Annotated in this window: 19 protein-coding genes and 1 tRNA gene; 15 read left to right on the top strand and 5 right to left on the bottom strand. The window is 64.2% G+C overall.

Translation table 11 applies throughout. The annotated features are described in order from the left end of the window. From WA237_RS03320 to dddP, 3 genes are all read left to right on the top strand, one after another. Nucleotides 1–447 (top strand): hypothetical protein, encoded by a 447-nt coding sequence (locus WA237_RS03320; protein ID WP_336096671.1) that lies wholly within the window; start codon nucleotides 1–3, stop codon nucleotides 445–447. Nucleotides 448–473: 26 nt separating this feature from the next. Then, nucleotides 474–1,220 carry a hypothetical protein gene (locus WA237_RS03315; protein WP_216015204.1) on the top strand — a complete coding sequence of 249 codons (747 nt, stop codon included), beginning with the start codon at nucleotides 474–476 and terminating at the stop codon, nucleotides 1,218–1,220. A gap of 110 nt (nucleotides 1,221–1,330) precedes the next feature. Next, a complete protein-coding gene (gene dddP / locus WA237_RS03310) occupies nucleotides 1,331–2,671 on the top strand; it encodes a dimethylsulfonioproprionate lyase DddP (protein ID WP_216015203.1) in 1,341 nt (446 codons plus the stop codon). Between the two features lie 99 nt (nucleotides 2,672–2,770). On the opposite strand, the gene WA237_RS03305 is transcribed toward dddP, so the two are convergent. Then, a complete protein-coding gene (locus WA237_RS03305) occupies nucleotides 2,771–2,983 on the bottom strand; it encodes a hypothetical protein (RefSeq protein WP_009813100.1) in 213 nt (70 codons plus the stop codon). Nucleotides 2,984–3,394: 411 nt separating this feature from the next. Between WA237_RS03305 and WA237_RS03300 the strand changes: the two genes are divergently transcribed. Together WA237_RS03300 and WA237_RS03295 are read left to right on the top strand one after the other, a co-directional pair. After that, the gene (locus tag WA237_RS03300; protein ID WP_336096670.1) at nucleotides 3,395–4,606 is read left to right on the top strand and encodes a bifunctional alpha/beta hydrolase/OsmC family protein; all 1,212 of its coding nucleotides are present in this window, start codon (nucleotides 3,395–3,397) and stop codon (nucleotides 4,604–4,606) included. 37 nt (nucleotides 4,607–4,643) lie between these two features. Beyond that, a tRNA-Gly gene (locus WA237_RS03295) sits at nucleotides 4,644–4,717 on the top strand. 297 nt (nucleotides 4,718–5,014) lie between these two features. Here WA237_RS03295 and WA237_RS03290 read toward each other — a convergent pair. Beyond that, nucleotides 5,015–5,503, bottom strand: coding sequence for a peroxiredoxin (locus WA237_RS03290; RefSeq protein ID WP_336096669.1), 489 nt, complete (start codon nucleotides 5,501–5,503; stop codon nucleotides 5,015–5,017). 101 nt (nucleotides 5,504–5,604) lie between these two features. On the opposite strand from WA237_RS03290, the gene WA237_RS03285 reads away from it, so the two are divergent. After that, nucleotides 5,605–6,813: an NAD(P)/FAD-dependent oxidoreductase gene (locus tag WA237_RS03285; protein ID WP_336096668.1), complete on the top strand. Its 1,209-nt coding sequence runs from the start codon at nucleotides 5,605–5,607 to the stop codon at nucleotides 6,811–6,813. Further along, nucleotides 6,810–7,382 (top strand): 16S rRNA (guanine(966)-N(2))-methyltransferase RsmD, encoded by a 573-nt coding sequence (gene rsmD, locus WA237_RS03280; protein WP_336096667.1) that lies wholly within the window; start codon nucleotides 6,810–6,812, stop codon nucleotides 7,380–7,382. Before WA237_RS03285 ends, rsmD begins: the two co-directional genes overlap by 4 nt. On the opposite strand, the gene WA237_RS03275 is transcribed toward rsmD, so the two are convergent. Both WA237_RS03275 and WA237_RS03270 read right to left on the bottom strand, forming a co-directional pair. Next, the gene (locus tag WA237_RS03275; RefSeq protein ID WP_336096666.1) at nucleotides 7,367–7,741 is read right to left on the bottom strand and encodes a hypothetical protein; all 375 of its coding nucleotides are present in this window, start codon (nucleotides 7,739–7,741) and stop codon (nucleotides 7,367–7,369) included. The two genes, rsmD and WA237_RS03275, sit on opposite strands and share 16 nt — an antisense overlap. Nucleotides 7,742–7,828: 87 nt before the next feature. Then, a complete protein-coding gene (locus tag WA237_RS03270; RefSeq protein WP_336096665.1) occupies nucleotides 7,829–9,106 on the bottom strand; it encodes a glycerate kinase type-2 family protein in 1,278 nt (425 codons plus the stop codon). A 173-nt stretch (nucleotides 9,107–9,279) separates the two neighbouring features. On the opposite strand from WA237_RS03270, the gene crcB reads away from it, so the two are divergent. The 8 genes from crcB to WA237_RS03230 all read left to right on the top strand — a co-directional run bounded on the left by crcB (nucleotide 9,280) and on the right by WA237_RS03230 (nucleotide 16,871). Further along, a complete protein-coding gene (crcB, locus tag WA237_RS03265) occupies nucleotides 9,280–9,660 on the top strand; it encodes a fluoride efflux transporter CrcB (protein ID WP_009813093.1) in 381 nt (126 codons plus the stop codon). Beyond that, nucleotides 9,657–10,715, top strand: coding sequence for an RluA family pseudouridine synthase (locus tag WA237_RS03260; RefSeq protein WP_040617877.1), 1,059 nt, complete (start codon nucleotides 9,657–9,659; stop codon nucleotides 10,713–10,715). Before crcB ends, WA237_RS03260 begins: the two co-directional genes overlap by 4 nt. Beyond that, nucleotides 10,712–11,398, top strand: a complete 687-nt coding sequence (locus WA237_RS03255; protein WP_336096664.1) for an HAD-IA family hydrolase — start codon at nucleotides 10,712–10,714, stop codon at nucleotides 11,396–11,398. The genes WA237_RS03260 and WA237_RS03255 overlap by 4 nt, the downstream gene beginning before the upstream one ends. Then, complete coding sequence (locus WA237_RS03250; protein ID WP_336096663.1) at nucleotides 11,395–12,105, top strand: ATP12 family chaperone protein; 711 nt, start codon at nucleotides 11,395–11,397, stop codon at nucleotides 12,103–12,105. The genes WA237_RS03255 and WA237_RS03250 overlap by 4 nt, the downstream gene beginning before the upstream one ends. A 219-nt stretch (nucleotides 12,106–12,324) precedes the next feature. After that, on the top strand, nucleotides 12,325–13,344 hold the full coding sequence (locus WA237_RS03245; RefSeq protein ID WP_336096662.1) for an amino acid ABC transporter substrate-binding protein: 1,020 nt from the start codon (nucleotides 12,325–12,327) through the stop codon (nucleotides 13,342–13,344). 124 nt (nucleotides 13,345–13,468) lie between these two features. After that, a complete protein-coding gene (locus WA237_RS03240; RefSeq protein WP_336096661.1) occupies nucleotides 13,469–14,737 on the top strand; it encodes an amino acid ABC transporter permease in 1,269 nt (422 codons plus the stop codon). Between the two features lies 1 nt (nucleotide 14,738). Next, nucleotides 14,739–16,067 (top strand): amino acid ABC transporter permease, encoded by a 1,329-nt coding sequence (locus tag WA237_RS03235; protein WP_216015191.1) that lies wholly within the window; start codon nucleotides 14,739–14,741, stop codon nucleotides 16,065–16,067. Between the two features lie 12 nt (nucleotides 16,068–16,079). Next, nucleotides 16,080–16,871 (top strand): amino acid ABC transporter ATP-binding protein, encoded by a 792-nt coding sequence (locus WA237_RS03230; protein WP_040617875.1) that lies wholly within the window; start codon nucleotides 16,080–16,082, stop codon nucleotides 16,869–16,871. Between the two features lie 95 nt (nucleotides 16,872–16,966). On the opposite strand, the gene WA237_RS03225 is transcribed toward WA237_RS03230, so the two are convergent. Beyond that, nucleotides 16,967–17,464 carry a SixA phosphatase family protein gene (locus WA237_RS03225; RefSeq protein ID WP_336096660.1) on the bottom strand — a complete coding sequence of 166 codons (498 nt, stop codon included), beginning with the start codon at nucleotides 17,462–17,464 and terminating at the stop codon, nucleotides 16,967–16,969. Between the last annotated feature and the right edge of the window lie 22 nt (nucleotides 17,465–17,486).

The raw sequence follows: 17,486 nt of genomic DNA, 5'->3' as shown, positions 1-17,486 counted from the left end.
ATGATGTTTACGACACTTTTCCAGAACGGTCCGCTGGCGCGGCTCATACAGCGCCGAGAGCAGGACAGGGGCCCGCGCCCCGATCTGCGCCCCGATCCACAGGGCGTGGCACGGTTCGGCGCGATTGACGACACGCTCGACCGGTTGCAGACCGAAGTGCCGGGGCTGCTGCCCGCGCATGGTGCCGCCGCGCTCGATCTGGCGCAGGCCCCGTTTGACGAGGTCGCCTCGGAAATGAAGAGCCAAGGCTTTGCCTGGCTGCTCTGCGCCGTGCTGGTGATGCTGGCCCTGCCCATCGGGCTTCTGGTGCTGCTCTCCTACCTGCTGCGCGGCGCGGATTTCCGACTGGCCGCCCATGCGGTCGCGCTCACCGGGCTGTTCATCGCGCTCGACACCAGCCCTGCAACCTCTGACACGCTGCATCAGGCCCTTGGCCTGCTGCAGTAACCCCCCTTTCAACAGGACATTTTGACATGACCTATACCGGACCCGGCCTTGTGGTGGCACTGCGTTTTGACGCGCGGCCCGACCTGGAATTTGCCGATATCGTGGAAGAGTTCGACATCGCCTTCCGCTTTGGCACCGATCACCGCGCGCTGATCTGGCAGGGCGATGACACCGCCTTTCTCGACCGTGAGAACCTGCGCCTCGCGCTGCGCTGGGTGACGCCGCTCCTGGCCAAGGACCCGTGGCATCTGGTGCTCGGCCTCGGCTCTGCGCCGGGCCATGAGAACCCGTTCGGCAGCTACGAGGTCTGCGAGGCCTTCTTGCAGCATATCCTCGAACATCTGACCAATTACCTGCCCCCCGATCAGCTCTTGCAGACGCCCATCGACAGCGCGCTCGACGCGACCCTGCTGACCGAGATGGCCGAAAACCTGCGCCTCGGCGAAGACGCGCTGCGCACCCGCGCCCGCCCGAAATCCTCCGAAGAGGCCGAAGCGGCAGAACAGGCCGAGCCCGCGCCCAAACCCCGGCCCGCCCCGGAAAAAGAGCCGCACTCGCCCGAGATGCACGCCCTGCGCGAGGCCCTCAACGAGGCGGTGCAAGACGCCGACCGTCTCGCCGATCAGCCGGGGGTCAGCCTGCCCATGCACATGACGATCTATGTGCTCGGCGCGACCATGCTCCTGCATGTGCCGCCGGTGGGCGGCGCGCTGCTCACCTATTCGCTCCTGCGCGACACGGTGGGCGACCGCACCAAACCCAAGGCCGCCTGACGCCAAAGCGCTGATCCCAGAGCGCCGCGTCAAACCGGCAATCATGTCGCCTATAGGCCAGCATCACCGGCCCTTTTCCCCAAACTATCGGGGAAAAGGGAGGCCAGGCCATGAACCAGCATTACAGCGAGACCCGCAAGATCGACCCGAGCCGTGGCGCCACGCTCGGCGACAACACCCCCAATGACAACAACCGGATCGAGATCGGCCCGACCCAGCTGGCCTTTGGCGAATGGGCGGCGGCCGGCCTCGCGCTGCCCGATCTGCAGCGGATGCGCGAATTTCGCTGGAACCGCCTGACCCAGGCCGTGGTCGACCGCGACTATGGCGGCGTCTTGATGTTCGACCCGCTCAACATCCGCTACGCCACCGACAGCACCAATATGCAGCTCTGGAACGCCCATAACCCGTTCCGCGCCCTGCTGGTCTGTGCCGATGGCTATATGGTGATCTGGGATTACAAGAACTCGCCCTTCCTGAGCACCTTCAACCCGCTGGTGCGCGAACAGCGGTTCGGCGCCGACCTGTTCTATTTCGACCGTGGTGACAAGGTCGACGTCGCCGCCGACGCCTTTTCCAACGAGGTGCGCACGCTCATCGCCGAACATGGCGGCGGCAATATGCGGCTTGCGGTGGACAAGATCATGCTGCACGGGCTGCGCGCGCTCGAGGCGCAAGGCTTCGAGATCATGGAGGGCGAAGAGCTCACCGAAAAGACCCGCGCCATCAAGGGGCCGGATGAAATCCTCGCCATGCGCTGCGCCGTGCATGCCTGCGAAACTTCGGTCGCCGCGATGGAACGGTTCGCCCGCGAGGCGGTCCCGCAGGGCAACACCTCCGAGGATGACGTCTGGGCGGTGCTCCATGCCGAAAACATCAAGCGCGGCGGCGAATGGATCGAAACCCGGCTCCTCGCCTCCGGCCCGCGCACCAACCCGTGGTTTCAGGAATGCGGCCCCCGCATCATCCAGAACAACGAGATCATCTCTTTCGACACCGATCTCATCGGCAGCTACGGCATCTGCGTCGACATCTCGCGCAGCTGGTGGGTCGGCGACGCCGCCCCGCCCGCCGATATGGTCTATGCGATGCAGCACGCGCATGAGCATATCATGACCAATATGGAGATGCTCAAACCCGGCGTGACCATCCCCGAGCTTTCCGAGCGCTCGCATCGGCTCGACGAGCAGTTTCAGGCGCAGAAATACGGCTGTCTGATGCATGGGGTGGGGCTTTGCGATGAATGGCCGCTCGTGGCCTATCCCGATCAGGCGGTGCCCGGGTCCTACGACTACCCGCTCGAGCCGGGCATGGTGCTCTGTGTCGAGGCGGCGGTCGGCGCGGTCGGTGGCAATTTCACCATCAAGCTCGAGGATCAGGTGCTGATCACCGAGACCGGCTATGAGAACCTGACCTCCTACCCGTTCGACCCGGCGCTCATGGGCCGCTAATCGGTCGCCTTAATCAGGGGCGAAACGGGCAGGGCGGGGCATGACCCCCGCCCTGTGACGTTCTTGCGCCGCCTATGTGCGGCGCTTGGCGCGGGCGGCTCAATAGGGGCCGCTGGCGCGCACATTGCCATGCCAGTTTTCCGGCGACGGGGTGGCGGCGCGGGCCGGGTCTTGCTCGGGCGCGGTGCCGCCGGTGAGGATCGCCGTGACCAGGCCGAGCGCCAGAACCATTGCGATCAAACGGGCGATGCGCGACTGACGCCGGTCTCTTGCTTCAGACAGGGCGGGGTGCAGAGTGATATTGTGGGCCATCTCAGATCTCCTTTGGGCCAACGTGATGCCGGTAATCTGAGGCTTTGCGCCACATAAGTAAAAAGAATGTTTATTGTGTCGGCGATCATTTCTCGTGATGAATTGCCCGGTGACCCCACCGCGCGCCGCTGTAACATCTGCGCCGCCGTGACACTTACGCGACTCATAGGCCGACGCGATGCTGTCGTAAAACCGACGTGATACCGACAGGGTATTTTCGGCGATTTCCCCCGGTTTTCCCGTTGGTTAACGCGAAAAAGCGCCGCACTGGCCAGAGCCCGTTCACCTATGTCAAACTCCCCGTGATCCCCTGTGCGCAGAGTCTCACCATCGCGTGACGGATGTGACAAGCCACTGGCGCCTCTGACCCCGCTTGCCTAGCTATCAACTACTGAGTTGAAAGGACCTGCCATGAGCTCCGAACGCTTTACTTTCCAAGGCCATACCGGTGCCATGTTGGCGGCGCGTCTCGACATGCCCGAGGGGCCGCATCTGGCCACCGCGCTGTTCGCGCATTGCTTCACCTGTTCCAAGGACATCCCCGCCGTGCGCCGCATCTCGGCCCGGCTCGCGGGCGCGGGCATCGCCGTTTTGCGCTTTGATTTCACAGGCTTGGGCCATTCCGAGGGTGAGTTTGAAAACACCACCTTCACCTCGAATGTCGACGATCTGCTGCTCGCCGCGGCCGAGCTCGACCGCCGCGGCATGGCGCCTTCCTTGCTGGTCGGTCACTCGCTCGGCGGTGCGGCTGTGCTCGCCGCCGCCCGCCGCATCGACAGCACCCGCGCGGTGGCCACCATCGGCGCGCCCTATGATCCCGGCCATGTCACCCATAATTTCGGCGATGCGCTCGACAAGATCGCCGCCGACGGCTCTGCCGAGGTGCCGCTTGGCGGCCGCAAGATCCGCATCGGCCAGGGCTTTGTCGAGAATGTCAAAGCCGAGGCCATCGGCCCCGAAATCGCCGCGCTGAAACGCGCGCTGCTGATCCTCCACGCCCCGCGCGATGAGACGGTAGGCATTGAAAACGCATCGGAAATCTTCCTTCAGGCCAAGCATCCCAAGAGCTTTGTCACCCTCGACGATGCCGACCATCTGCTGACCCGGCCACAGGATGCCGACTATGCCGCCGAGGTGATTTCCGCCTGGGCCCAGCGCTATCTCGACCTGCGCCCGCCCGCGCCGCCCCCGGGCGCGCCCGAAGGCGTGGTGCGCGTCTCCGAGGCCGATTCCGAGGGGTTTTTGCAGGATGTGAATGCCGGCCCCAAACACCATGCGCTTGCGGACGAACCCGAGGCCTATGGCGGCACCGATCGCGGCATGTCGCCCTATGGGTTCCTCTCGGCTGGGCTCGGGGCCTGTACCTCGATGACCATCCGCATGTATGCCCGCCGCAAGGGTTGGCCGCTCGACCATGTGCGGGTCGATGTGTGCCATGACAAGGTCCATGCCCAGGACGCCGAGGCGAGCCATGAGGCCAAGATCGACCGCTTCTTGCGGGTGATCACGCTCGAGGGCGATCTCGACGAGGAACAGCGCGCCCGGCTGATGGAGATTGCCGACCGCTGCCCGGTCCATCGCACGCTGGAACGCAGCTCGCATATCGAGACGCGACCGGCTTGACCCGGCTCGCGTCCTGCCCTAATTCAAGTCCCGCAGAGCGGGTATGGTGAAATGGTATCATAAGAGCCTTCCAAGCTTAAGGTGCGGGTTCGATTCCCGCTACCCGCTCCAGCCTTCCAGCCCGCCATCGCCTTTGAGAGTAACGCCTTTGTGGCCCTGTGCCCGCTAGCCCGGAGCAGCCGCGCAGCGGCCCGGGCAGCGCCCGACCGCCCCCGGGGCGGGCGCTATTGCCCCCCGCGCGCGCCCTGCGCCAGTTTTAGGCTTATTTGGCGCGATAAACTGCCTCTTCTGATCGGGTCTCTGCGCCCCCCCGCGGACGGGCGCTGCCTTCAGACCCCCGCGTCTTGACCCGCGAAAAAAGGCCACCCGCCGGGGTGGCCCTTTCGCTTTGGGATCAGACCCTTGGCCTTACATCGCGTCGAGCAGCGATTCCGCGCCGGACACATCACAGACGCCGGGGCTCTCTTCGGCCTGAAGCAGCGTCACCACGCCATCCTCGACCAGCATCGCATAGCGTTTCGAGCGGTCGATCAGCCCGGCGGGCGGGGCCGAAAACTCCATCCCCATCGCCTTGGTAAAGCTCGCATCTGCGTCGCCCAGCATCGCAATGCCCGCCTCTTTCGCGCCGGTGCTCTCGCCCCAGGCGCCCATCACGAAGGGATCATTCACCGAGATGCAGATCACCTCGTCCACGCCCTTGGCCTTGAGCGCCTCCATGTTGCGCACGAAGCTCGGCACATGGGCGTTGTGGCAGACGCCGGTATAGGCGCCGGGCAGGGCAAAGATCGCCAGCTTGCGGCCCTTCGCCTTGTCGTCGAGCGACACTTGCTCTGGGCCGTCCGCGCCCATCTGCAACAGCGTCGCCGAGGGGATTTTGTCGCCGGTGGTAATAGTCATTGTCGCATCCTGTCTGGTTGGGGTAATCGGGTTCAGGATAAATATAGGGCTGGGGCCACAGCGTGACCATGCTGAAATAAATTTCGCGGAGGGAGAAATAAATGTCGAAAATCGTGGTGATCGGGGCCGGACAGGCCGGATCGAGCCTTGTGGCCAAACTTCGGACCTTGGGCCATGACGGCAGCATCACCCTCATCGGCGCCGAATCAGCCCCCCCCTACCAGCGCCCGCCGCTGTCGAAGAAATATCTCCTGGGCGAAATGGAGCTTGAGCGGCTCTACCTGCGGCCTGAAAGTTTCTATGCGGATCAAGGGATTGACCTGCGTCTTGGCGCGACGGTCACCGGCATCGACCGCGATGCGCGCGAGGTCATTCTCGGCGACGAACGCCTGCCTTACGATCAGCTCGCACTGACCACCGGCTCGGCCCCGCGCCGTCTTCCGGCCGCCATCGGCGGCGATCTTGCCGGCGTCTTCACCGTCCGCGATCTCGCCGATGTCGACGCGATGGAGCCGATGGTCCGCGAGGGCGCGCATGTGCTCATCGTCGGCGGTGGCTATATCGGGCTCGAGGCGGCCGCCGTGGCCGCATCGCGCGGGCTCAAGGTCACGCTGGTGGAAATGTCTGATCGCATCCTGCAGCGGGTCGCTGCACCGGAAACCTCTGATTTCTTTCGCAAACTCCACGGCAGTCATGGCGTCGACATCCGCGAGGGCGTCGGGCTCGACCGGCTCTTGGGCGATGGCAAGGTCAGCGGCGCGCGGCTCTCGGATGGCTCTGAACTGGCGGTGGATTTCGTCATCGTGGGCGTCGGCATCACGCCGGAAACCGCGCTCGCCGAGGCCGCCGGGCTCGCCCTCGACAATGGCATCGCCGCCGACGCGCAGGGCCGCACTTCGGACCCGGCCATCTGGACCGCCGGCGATTGCGCCTCTTTCCCCCATGGCGCTGGCCGCCTGCGGCTCGAGAGCGTGCCAAACGCCATCGACATGGCCGAATGCGTGGCCGAAAACATGCTCGGCGCGGGCAAGGAATACGTGCCGCAGCCGTGGTTCTGGTCGGATCAATATGACGTCAAACTGCAGATCGCCGGGCTCAGCACTGGGTTCGACCGGATCGTGACGCGCCATGACGATGGCGATGCGGTGTCCTTCTGGTACTTCAAGGGGGATCAGCTTCTGGCGGTGGATGCGATGAACGCGCCGCGCGCCTACATGGTGGGCAAGCGACTGATCGATAACGGGAAAACCGCCGATCCCGCGGCCATCGCCGACCCCGCGACCGAGCTCAAGACCCTGCTGAAGCCGTGAGGATCATCGCCGGAGAGCATCGCGGCAGGCGGCTGGCCTCGGTGGGCAAGGGCGACCGGGGCGCGCATCTGCGCCCCACCGCCGACCGCGTCCGCGAGAGCCTCTTTAGCGCGCTGATCTCCGGCTATGACGATCCGGTGACCGGGGCCGTGGTGCTCGATCTTTTTGCGGGCACCGGGGCGCTCGGGCTCGAGGCGCTGTCGCGCGGGGCCTCGCATGTGACCTTCGTGGAAAACGGGCGCGCGGGGCAGGGGCTCATCACCGAGAATATCGCGCTTTTGAAGGCGCACGCCACGACACGGCTGGTGCGGCGCGATGCCCGGCGGCTCGGGCGGCATGACGGAAAAGCGGCGGATCTCGTGTTTCTCGACCCGCCTTATGGCAAGAGCCTGGGAGAAGAGGCTCTTGCCGCGGCGCTAGCAGGCGGTTGGGTGGCTTCGGGCGCATTGCTCGTTTGGGAGGACAGCGCCGAAATCACCCCGCCATCAGACACGCATGTTCTCGACAAGCGCCGCTATGGGGAGACGGTGATCACCATTCTAAGGGCCGGCCCTCACCAAGAGAGCTGACGCCCCTGTTCGATGGTAAAGGCGTGGTTTTGCCCCTCATGCACCCAAGCGAGGCCGGTGTCGGTGCGGACCACGGTGTAGCTCGTCCAGCCGACATGTTCCCACCAGCTTTCATACTGGCCGGTGTCCGGATTGATCCGCCATTTGCCAAGGGCGGGCTCGCCGATCTGCGGCATATAGAGCGTCGCGCCATTCGGGTCGAAGTAGGATTTATAGGGGGTGCCCTGCCAGAGGCCAGAGGCGGTGTTGCCCCGCAACAGCTGATAGACCTCTTGCCCGTTCAGAGCGGTTTCACTGGCCCCGGCCGACGCACTCGCCAGCAGCAGCGCACAGCCAGCCATGAAATATCTGCGAAACATACAGCATACCCTTTCAACAACATGAGACAGCCCGCCGTGGCAAAGGCGGGGCCGTGTATTTCAGCATGAATTGTCGAAAAAGTCGACTCAACCGATAGGGAAGACGGCAATCGCCCTGAAATCATTGACATTCGTCAGGGTCGGACCGGGCACAACCTGACGGTCGATCGCCGCGAAAAACCCATGCGCGTCATTGCGGTCGAGCGCCTCTTGCGGGTCGCGCCCGGCCTTTTGCGCGAGGCTCAGCGTCTCGGGCCCGAGCACCGCGCCCGCCACCTCTGCCGCGCCATCGACCCCATCCGTGTCACAGGCAATGGCATAGATCCCTTCGGCCTCCTCTAGCGCCAGTGCGAGAGCCAGCGCAAATTCGGCATTGGGTCCACCGACCCCATCGCCGCGCCGGGTCACCGTGAGTTCACCACCCGAGAGCAGCAGCCGAGGCGCGTCCCCGGGGCGCAGCTTGCGCTGTTCCGCCAGCGCCAGCGCGGCCTGTTCGCGGGCCACATCACGGGCCTCACCCTCCAGCGCATCGCCCAGAAGCACCGGCTCATAGCCCGCCGCGCGGGCGCGCTCGGACGCGGCCGCGAGCGACTGCGACGGCGCGGCATAGATGACATTCTCGACCTTTGCGAGGCGCGGATCGTCCGGGTGAACCACGCCAGAGGGGCGCGACAGCACCTCGGCCACGCTCTGCGGCAGGTCGAGCGCCCAGCGCTCGGCAATGGCGCGGGCCTCCTCATGGGTGCTCGCATCGCCCACGGTCGGCCCCGACCCGATGAGCGCCGGATCATCGCCCGGCACGTCGGAAATCAGCAGCGCCACCATCCGCGCCGGATGCGCCGCCGCCGCCAACTGGCCGCCCTTGACCCGGCTGAGATGTTTGCGCAGCACGTTCATCTGACCAATGGGCGCGCCGCTGGCCAAGAGCCCCGCGTTCACCGCCTGTTTTTCCGCGAGGGTGATATCGCCCGCAGGCTGCACCAAGAGGGCCGAGGCCCCGCCGGAAATCAGCGCCAGCACCATATCCTCGGTTCCGAGCCCCGCCACCAGATCGAGCATCCTTGCCGTGGCCGCCTGTCCCGCCGCGTCCGGCACCGGATGGGCGGCCTCGACGATCTCTATCCCCTGGCAGGGCCGGGCATAGCCATAGCGGGTGATGACCAGCCCCTCGCAAGGGCCCCAGGCCGCCTCGACCGCCTCGGCCATCCGCGCCGAGGCCTTGCCGGCGCCGATCACCACCACCCGCCCTTGCGGTTTTTCCGGCAGCGCGGCGGCAAGGCTCTGCATCGGGTCGGCCACTTCGACGGCGCGATCAAAGAGACGGCGCAGGAGCGCCGGGGCGTCATCGGGCAGGGGCTGGGTCATCGGCAGAGGTCCATGAATTGCGGCTACCTTTAGCGCTATCACCGCCGCGACGCCCCTCTGTCAAGCCTCGGCACCGGGTTTCGCGGCTCGTTCCCCGGATTCCCGGCCCTATTGTCGCCACCTCCCCCTTGCTTTGCTTGACAAACCGGGGCCTGCAAGCGACAGACGCGGCCATGATCATGTCATTTCTTCAGGTCGCATTGGGCGGCGCCATCGGAGCCGCGCTTCGGTTCGGAACAGGGCTTGCCCTGACGCGTCTCGTGCCATGGCCGAGCTTTCCCGTGGCGATCCTCACGGTCAACGTGCTCGGCTCCTTCCTGATGGGGCTGTTTGTGATCTTCGCCTTTCTGCGCGGGTATGAGCAATGGAACCTCTTCGTGATGACCGGCCTTCTGGGCGGGTTCACCACGTTTTCGGCCTTTTCGCTCGAGACGCTGACGCTGTTCGAGCGGGGGCAATTGGGCTCAGCCTTTCTTTATGTGGCCTTGTCGGTGGTTCTGTCACTGGCGGCGATGGGTCTGGGTGTAGCATTGGCACGGGGGCTCTGGGCATGAGCGGCGTACAGACATTGGAAATCACCCCGGCGGATGCCGATCAGCGGCTCGACCGCTGGCTGCGGCGGCTGTTTCCGCATCTCGGCCAGGGCCGCATCGAAAAGATGTGCCGCAAGGGCGAGCTGCGCGTCGATGGCGGGCGGGTCAAATCCTCGCATCGGCTGCAGGTCGGCCAGAGCGTGCGGATCCCGCCGATCCCGGCGCCCGACGACAGCGAAGACAAGGCTGCGCCGCCCCGTCCCCGCTCGCGGGTGAGCGATGAGGATGCGGCGATGATCCGGGCCGCGGTGATCTACCGCGACGATCACATCATTGCGCTGAACAAGCCGCCGGGCCTGCCGGTGCAGGGTGGCTCGAAACAGACGCGTCATGTCGATGGGCTGGCCGAGGCGCTGCGCTTTGATCTCGACGAAAAGCCCCGGCTGGTGCATCGGCTCGACAAGGACACCTCGGGTGTTCTGATCCTCGCCCGCACCCGCCAGATGGCCGCCGATCTCACTGCCGCTTTCCGCCACCGCAACACGCGCAAGATCTACTGGGCCGCCGTCGCAGGCGTGCCGCTGCCGCGCATGGGCACGGTGAAATACGGGCTGGTCAAGGCGCCGGGCCATGGCAAGGGCGGCGAGGGCGAGAAGATGCTCTGCATCCACCCGCGCGAGGTCGACAACACCCCCGGCGCGAAACACGCGACGAGCGATTATGCCGTGCTCGAGAACGCCGGCCAGCGCACCGCCTGGATGGCGCTGGTGCCGGTCACCGGCCGCACCCATCAGCTGCGCGCCCATATGGCCGAGCTGGGCCACCCGATCGTCGGTGACGGCAAATACGGTGGCTCGGGGCAGGAAAACCTCGGCGATGGCTGGGGCGCCCAGCTCGGTGGCGATGTCAGCCGCAAGCTGCATCTTCATGCCCGCTCACTCACCATCCGGCACCCGGCCACCGGCGCGCGGCTGCACCTGACCGCGCCGCTGCCCGATCACATGGCCCGCACCTGGGATCTGTTCCAGTGGCGCGCCGCCGATGTGCCCGAAGACCCGTTCGAGGAACAGGAATGAGCGACGCCCCCCTGCGGCTGGTGATCTTCGACGTGGATGGCACGCTCGTCGACAGCCAGATGGATATTCTCGCCGCCATGGGGCAGGCGTTCGACCGGGCCGAGCTGCCAGTGCCGGCCCGCGACGAGGTGCTCGGCATCGTCGGCCTGTCGCTGCCCGAGGCGTTTGAGAGGCTCGCCGCGGGCGCGCCCTCGGCGCTGCGCCTCAACATGGTCGAATGGTACAAGGACGCCTATGTCGCGCTGCGCGCCAAGGTCGGCGCGGCGCAGAGCTCGCCCTTCTATCCCGGCGCGCGCGAGATGCTGGACCGGCTGCACGCGGTGCCCGAGATCCTGCTCGGCGTGGCCACCGGCAAATCGCGGCGCGGCCTCGACAAGCTGCTCGAAGGCCATGACATGCGGCATTTCTTCGTGACCCAGCAGGTCGCCGATCACCACCCGTCCAAGCCGCATCCGGCGATGATCCTCGCGGCGCTGTCCGAGACGGGCGTCGCCCCGGACGAGGCGGTGATGGTGGGCGATACGGTCTTTGACATGGAAATGGCCCAGGCCGCCGGGGTGCGGTCGGTGGCGGTGAGCTGGGGCTATCACCCGGCAGAAAGACTGAGCCAGGCCAATGCGTTGATCGAAGATTTCAACGATCTGCCGGGGGTTCTGAACGGGTTTTGGGGGACCGAGATATGAGCGAATGGAAAGCCAGACGGTTTTGGAAAGACAGCAGCGTCGAGAGCGCCGAGGACGGGTTCACCGTGCATCTCGACGGCCGCCCGGTGCGCACCCCGGCGAAACGCCCGCTGATTCTGCCGACCGAGGCGCTCGCCCAAGAGGTCGCCGCCGAATGGCAGGCGCAGGACGAAGAGATCAACCCGCTCTCGATGCCCTTCACCCGCAGCGCCAATGCCGCCATCGACAAGGTGGCCGTGCAAAAGGATGAAGTGGCTGAAATGATTGCCGCCTATTGCGACAGCGACCTGCTCTGCTACCGCGCCGACAGCCCGACCGAGCTGGTCGAGCGGCAGTCGGCGGCATGGGATCCCTATCTCGACTGGGCCGAATCGGACCTATCGGCGCGGCTGGTTCCGGTGGCGGGGGTCGTCCATCAGCCCCAGAACCCGGCGGCCGTGGCCGCTTTGCGGGCCGAAGTCATGGCGCAGGACATCTATGCGCTGACCGCCCTTCACGATCTGGTGAGCCTCTCCGGTTCTCTAGTTCTCGGCCTCGCTGCACAGCGCGGAATTGCCCCGCCCGAAACCCTCTGGACCCTGTCGCGTCTCGACGAAGATTGGCAGATAGAACAATGGGGTGAGGACGAAGAGGCGAGCGAATTGGCGGCCACAAAACAGCGGGCATTCCTGCACGCGGCGCGGCTCTATCAGCTCTCGCGGCGCTGAACCTGCGGGGCGTAAACCCTCGCGTTCAAACCGGTTTCCCTATGGTAAAGCGCTGGCGTAAATCATTGTTTTTGGTGATGCAGTACTTGACCTTTGAAGATGAATCCTTCCAAACTTGCGCCTATCGGAGGGGACCACCCTTCTGAACATCGGCCGGCCCTATCAGGTCGGAAAAAAAACCGCCTTTGGGAGAGGGCGGAAAATCAGGAAGAGGTAAACATGAAAAAATCCGTATTTCTTGGCGCGCTGACTGTCGCCGGCCTGGCGGCTGGCGCTGCAGCTGCTGGTACGCTTGACGATGTCAAAGCGCGCGGCAAGCTGAACTGTGGCGTGACCACCGGTCTTGTCGGTTTTGCAGCACCGGACGAAAACGGCCGTTGGGATGGTTTCGACGTTGGCGTTTGCCGCGCTGTAGCCGCTGCCGTTCTGGGTGACCCGGACGCAGTCGAATTCGTACCGACCACCGGCAAGACCCGCTTCACTGCACTGGCTTCGGGCGAGATCGACCTTCTGGCCCGTAACACCACCTGGACCTTCTCGCGCGACGTGGACCTCAAGTTCACCTTCGTCGGCGTGAACTACTATGACGGCCAAGGCTTCATGGTTCCGAAAGAACTGGGCGTGAGCTCGGCCAAGGAACTCGACGGCGCCACCGTCTGCATCCAGACCGGCACCACCACCGAACTGAACCTCGCGGACTTCTTCCGCGCCAACAACATCAGCTATGAGCCGGTGCCGATCGAAACCAACGCCGAAGGTCAGCAGCAGTATCTTGCTGGTGCCTGCGACACCTACACCACGGACGCGTCGGGCCTCGCCGCCACACGCGCCTCGTTCGAAAACCCCGCAGATCACGTCGTTCTGCCCGAAATCATCTCGAAAGAGCCGCTCGGCCCGCTGGTCCGTCACGGCGATGACGAATGGGGCGATGTTGTCCGCTGGACGCTGAACGCGCTGATCGCCGCCGAAGAGCTGGGCATCACCAGCGCCAACATCGGCGAACTGTCGGCCGCAGCTGGCGACAACCCCGAAGTCAACCGCCTGCTGGGCACCGAGGGCAACCTGGGTGAAATGCTCGGCCTCGACGCCGACTGGGCTGTCAAAGCTGTTCAAGCCGGTGGCAACTACGGCGAACTCTTCGAGAAGAACATCGGTGAGAACTCGCCGGTCGGTCTGGCGCGTGGTCTGAACGCCCAGTGGACCGATGGTGGCCTGCTCTACTCGCCGCCGTTCCGCTAAGTTCCTTGCCAAGGGCGCGGCCACGGTCGCGCCCTTTTGCGCTCAGTACCAATAAAAAACCGGACCCATTCGCTGCGTAAACGCGACACAATAACAACCGGGCCGGAACACGGGGATACTCCATATGACTGCAATGACCGACCCTGCTCGGGAGTCGTTCCGCCTGTCTATGCTGATCTACGATACGCGGTATCGATCTTTCACCATACAGGCCGTTGCCCTGCTCGGTTTCATGCTTTTCGGGGCATGGCTGATCAGCAACACGATCACCAACCTGCAAACCCTCGGCAAACCGGTTCAATTCGGTTTCCTGCTCGAACCTGCGCAATATGACATCAACCAGCGCCTGCTCGACTATAACAACCGCGACACCCATCTGCGCGCCGCCTTTATCGGCCTCACAAACACGCTTCTGGTGGCCTTTCTGGGCTGTATCGCCGCGACGATCCTCGGGGTCTTCGTGGGGGTTCTCAGGCTGAGCAAGAACTGGCTCGTGGCCAAGATCATGACCGTCTATGTGGAAGTCTTCCGCAACGTGCCGGTCCTGCTCTGGATCGTCCTCGCCATGGCGGTGCTCATCGAAAGCCTGCCAAGTCCGAAGGATTTCCGGGGCGACAACGCCACCGCAAGCATGAGCTTCTTTGACTCGGTCGCCGTCACCAACCGCGGCGTCTATATCCCCGAGCCGCTGTTTTCGCGGTCGCTTGGCGATGTGCATCTGCTCGGCGATAGCCCGCTGCGGATGGATCTGTCGCTCGATCTGCTGGCCATCGTGCTGGTGATCATCGCGAGCATCTTCGCCATCAAGAAGGTCAACGCCCGCGCCACCGCGATCCAGAACAGCACCGGCCTGCGGCCCACCACATGGCATGTCAATCTCGGCATCTTCTTCGTGCCGCTGATCGTGCTGCTCATCGCGCTGGGCTTTCACCTCGGCTATCCCGAGCTGAAGGGCTTCAACTTCCAGGGCGGCACCCATCTGCGCAACTCGCTAACCGCGCTCTGGCTGGCCCTGTCGCTCTATACGGCGGCCTTTATCGCCGAGATCGTCCGCGCCGGTATCCTCGCCATCAGCCACGGCCAGACCGAAGCCGCCGGTGCGCTGGGTCTGCGGCCCAAGCGGATCATGAGCCTCGTGGTCCTGCCACAGGCGCTGCGGGTGATCATCCCGCCGCTGATCTCGAACTATCTCAACCTGACCAAGAACTCGTCGCTGGCGATTGCCGTGGGCTACATGGACATCACCGGGACGCTTGGCGGGATCACCATGAACCAGACCGGGCGCGAGCTCGAATCGGTTCTCATGCTGATGCTGGCTTACCTGATCATCTCGCTCTCCATTTCGGCGGTGATGAACTGGTACAACTCGCGCGTTAAATTGGTGGAGCGGTAATATGAGCGATACACATTCCGAAGCAGCCCGCGCCATCGCCTTTGTCCGGACAGACATGCTGCCCGAACAAGAGCCGCCGGCCACGACCATCGGTTTCGTCGGCTGGCTGCGCAAGAACCTGTTCTCCAGCGTCGCCAACTCGATCCTGACGGTGATCGCGCTTCTCTTCATCGCCTATGTGATGTCCGGGCTGCTGCCCTGGCTGTTTCAGTCGGTGTGGAACGCGGGGTCGCTCAACGAGTGCCGCGAGATCATGAACGCCACCTGGGGCGACACCCATGGTCATGCCTGCTGGGGCGTGGTCAAGGAGCGCTGGCTACAGCTGCTCTATGGGTTCTACCCCGATCACCTCTACTGGCGGGTGAACCTCGCCTTCGTGCTGACCTTGGTGGCCATGGCGCCGGTGCTGTTCTCTGAACAATTGCCGCGCAAGATGCTCATTGTCACCGCGCTCTATCCCTTCGTGATGCCCTGGCTCCTCTGGGGCGGGTCGATCTGGGGGCCGATCGCGGCGGCACTGGGCTTTGTCATCGGCTACTACGCCTACAAGATCCTCGAACCTATCGCGGGCTCTTTGGCGGCGATCATCGCGGCGGTGCTGCTGCCGGTGATCTGGTGGTTCGGCCTCTCCGGCCTGATCACCGGGGCGCTGACAGACCTCATGCCCATCGGCATCGAGGCGGTGCAGAGCCGCAAGTTCGGCGGCTTCATGCTGGCGATCCTGCTCGGCATCGTGGCCATCGGCTGTTCGCTTCCCATCGGCATCGTGCTGGCGCTTGGCCGTCAGTCCGACCTGCTGCTGGTCAAGGCGATCTGCGTCGGCTTCATCGAATTCATCCGGGGCGTTCCGCTGATCACGCTGCTCTTCGTGGCGTCGCTTCTGCTGAACCTCTTTCTGCCGCCCGGCACGAATTTCGATATCATCCTGCGCGTGATGATCATGATGACCCTGTTTGCCGCGGCCTATATGGCCGAGGTGATCCGGGGTGGTCTCGCGGCCCTGCCCAAGGGCCAGTATGAGGGCGCCGACAGTCTCGGCCTCAACTACTGGCAGGCGCAGCGCCTCATCATCATGCCACAGGCGTTGAAAATCTCGATCCCCGGCATCGTGAGCACCTTCATCGGCATCTTCAAGGACACCACCCTTGTGTCGATCATCGGTCTCTTCGACGTCATCGGACTGAGCAACGCCATCCGGGCGGACACCGCGTGGAACGGTATCTATTGGGAACTCTTCGCGTTCATCGCGTTCCTGTTCTTCATCGTCTGTTTCTCGATGTCCCGTTACTCCATGTACCTGGAGCGCAAGCTTCAGACTGGCCATAATTAAGGAGATCACGCTATGTCTGATCTTGTTACCGACCGCGAAATCGATCGCTCCAAAATGCAGATCTCGGACGAGATCGCGATCCAGATCACCAACATGAACAAATGGTACGGCTCGTTCCATGTGTTGCGTGACATCAACCTGACCGTGAACCGAGGCGAACGGATCGTCATCGCCGGGCCGTCTGGCTCGGGGAAATCGACGATGATCCGCTGCATCAACCGGCTCGAGGAACATCAGCAGGGGCAGATCATCGTCGATGGGACCGAACTGACGTCGGACCTGAAAAACATCGACAAGATCCGCCGCGAAGTGGGCATGTGCTTTCAGCACTTCAACCTCTTCCCGCATCTGACCATCCTCGAAAACTGCACCCTCGCGCCCATCTGGGTGCGCAAGGTGCCGCGCAAAGAGGCCGTCGATACGGCAATGCATTTCCTCGAAAAGGTGAAGATCCCCGATCAGGCCAACAAATACCCCGGCCAGCTCTCGGGTGGTCAGCAACAGCGTGTGGCGATTGCCCGCTCGCTCTGCATGAAGCCGCGGATCATGCTCTTTGACGAACCCACCTCGGCGCTCGACCCCGAGATGATCAAAGAGGTGCTCGACACGATGATCGAGCTCGCCGAGGAAGGCATGACCATGCTCTGCGTGACCCATGAGATGGGCTTTGCCCGTCAGGTGGCGAACCGGGTCATCTTCATGGACCAAGGCCAGATCGTCGAACAGAACGAACCCGAAGAGTTCTTCAACAACCCCAAGAGCGACCGGACCAAGCTGTTCCTCAGCCAGATCCTCGGACACTGATCAGCCACTGATCGGCCAGTGCTCTTTGTCAAAACGGAAACGCGCCGCCCTCTGCGGCGCGTTTTCTTTTGCGGCTGTGATTGGTGGCGGGCGGCTTAGGCCAACAGATCGCGCGGCACGGTGAAATTCACCACCTTGCCGGTCTCGGGCTCTAGCTCGGCCCAGGCGTCGATCCCGAAATCCGCGACCAGCGTCGCCCCCGTCGGGTAATCGGCAAAACGCCCATGGGCGGGCGGGCGCGCCACCAACAGCTCGGCAAGCCAGGCGATGCCCGGATTATGGCCCAGCAGCAGCACACAGTCGCCCTCGGCCTTGCGCAGCGTGGCGATCATGTCGCCCGCATCGGCGAGATAGAGATCATGGGTGAATGTGGCCGGCACATCGTCAAAGCCGAGCATCGCGGCGCTCTCGCGCGTGCGGGTGGCGGTCGAGCTCAGGATCGCATCCGGCACATAGCCCTGCGCCCGCAGCCAGACGCCCAGCGCCTGCGCCGATTGCCGCCCCCGGTCGTTCAGCGGGCGGTCGTGATCCTCAAGCCCGGGATGGTTCCAGCTGCTCTTGGCATGGCGCATCAGGATCAATCGCTTTGGCATTTACTCATTCCCTCACAAAAAC

It is taken from the genome of Roseovarius sp. CH_XMU1461 (assembly GCF_037027165.1).
Taxonomy (GTDB): domain Bacteria; phylum Pseudomonadota; class Alphaproteobacteria; order Rhodobacterales; family Rhodobacteraceae; genus Roseovarius; species Roseovarius nubinhibens.
This window is presented reverse-complemented; position numbering and strand designations above follow the sequence as displayed.

Excerpts from the sequence above, each read along its gene's own strand:
- WA237_RS03320 (WP_336096671.1), top strand. The coding sequence starts at position 1 with ATGATGTTTACGACACTTTTCCAGAACGGTCCGCTGGCGCGGCTCATA.
- WA237_RS03315 (WP_216015204.1), top strand. The coding sequence starts at position 474 with ATGACCTATACCGGACCCGGCCTTGTGGTGGCACTGCGTTTTGACGCG.
- dddP (WP_216015203.1), top strand. The coding sequence starts at position 1,331 with ATGAACCAGCATTACAGCGAGACCCGCAAGATCGACCCGAGCCGTGGC.
- WA237_RS03305 (WP_009813100.1), bottom strand. The coding sequence starts at position 2,983 with ATGGCCCACAATATCACTCTGCACCCCGCCCTGTCTGAAGCAAGAGAC.
- WA237_RS03300 (WP_336096670.1), top strand. The coding sequence starts at position 3,395 with ATGAGCTCCGAACGCTTTACTTTCCAAGGCCATACCGGTGCCATGTTG.
- WA237_RS03290 (WP_336096669.1), bottom strand. The coding sequence starts at position 5,503 with ATGACTATTACCACCGGCGACAAAATCCCCTCGGCGACGCTGTTGCAG.
- WA237_RS03285 (WP_336096668.1), top strand. The coding sequence starts at position 5,605 with ATGTCGAAAATCGTGGTGATCGGGGCCGGACAGGCCGGATCGAGCCTT.
- WA237_RS03275 (WP_336096666.1), bottom strand. The coding sequence starts at position 7,741 with ATGTTTCGCAGATATTTCATGGCTGGCTGTGCGCTGCTGCTGGCGAGT.
- WA237_RS03270 (WP_336096665.1), bottom strand. The coding sequence starts at position 9,106 with ATGACCCAGCCCCTGCCCGATGACGCCCCGGCGCTCCTGCGCCGTCTC.
- crcB (WP_009813093.1), top strand. The coding sequence starts at position 9,280 with ATGATCATGTCATTTCTTCAGGTCGCATTGGGCGGCGCCATCGGAGCC.
- WA237_RS03260 (WP_040617877.1), top strand. The coding sequence starts at position 9,657 with ATGAGCGGCGTACAGACATTGGAAATCACCCCGGCGGATGCCGATCAG.
- WA237_RS03255 (WP_336096664.1), top strand. The coding sequence starts at position 10,712 with ATGAGCGACGCCCCCCTGCGGCTGGTGATCTTCGACGTGGATGGCACG.
- WA237_RS03250 (WP_336096663.1), top strand. The coding sequence starts at position 11,395 with ATGAGCGAATGGAAAGCCAGACGGTTTTGGAAAGACAGCAGCGTCGAG.
- WA237_RS03245 (WP_336096662.1), top strand. The coding sequence starts at position 12,325 with ATGAAAAAATCCGTATTTCTTGGCGCGCTGACTGTCGCCGGCCTGGCG.
- WA237_RS03240 (WP_336096661.1), top strand. The coding sequence starts at position 13,469 with ATGACTGCAATGACCGACCCTGCTCGGGAGTCGTTCCGCCTGTCTATG.
- WA237_RS03235 (WP_216015191.1), top strand. The coding sequence starts at position 14,739 with ATGAGCGATACACATTCCGAAGCAGCCCGCGCCATCGCCTTTGTCCGG.
- WA237_RS03230 (WP_040617875.1), top strand. The coding sequence starts at position 16,080 with ATGTCTGATCTTGTTACCGACCGCGAAATCGATCGCTCCAAAATGCAG.
- WA237_RS03225 (WP_336096660.1), bottom strand. The coding sequence starts at position 17,464 with ATGCCAAAGCGATTGATCCTGATGCGCCATGCCAAGAGCAGCTGGAAC.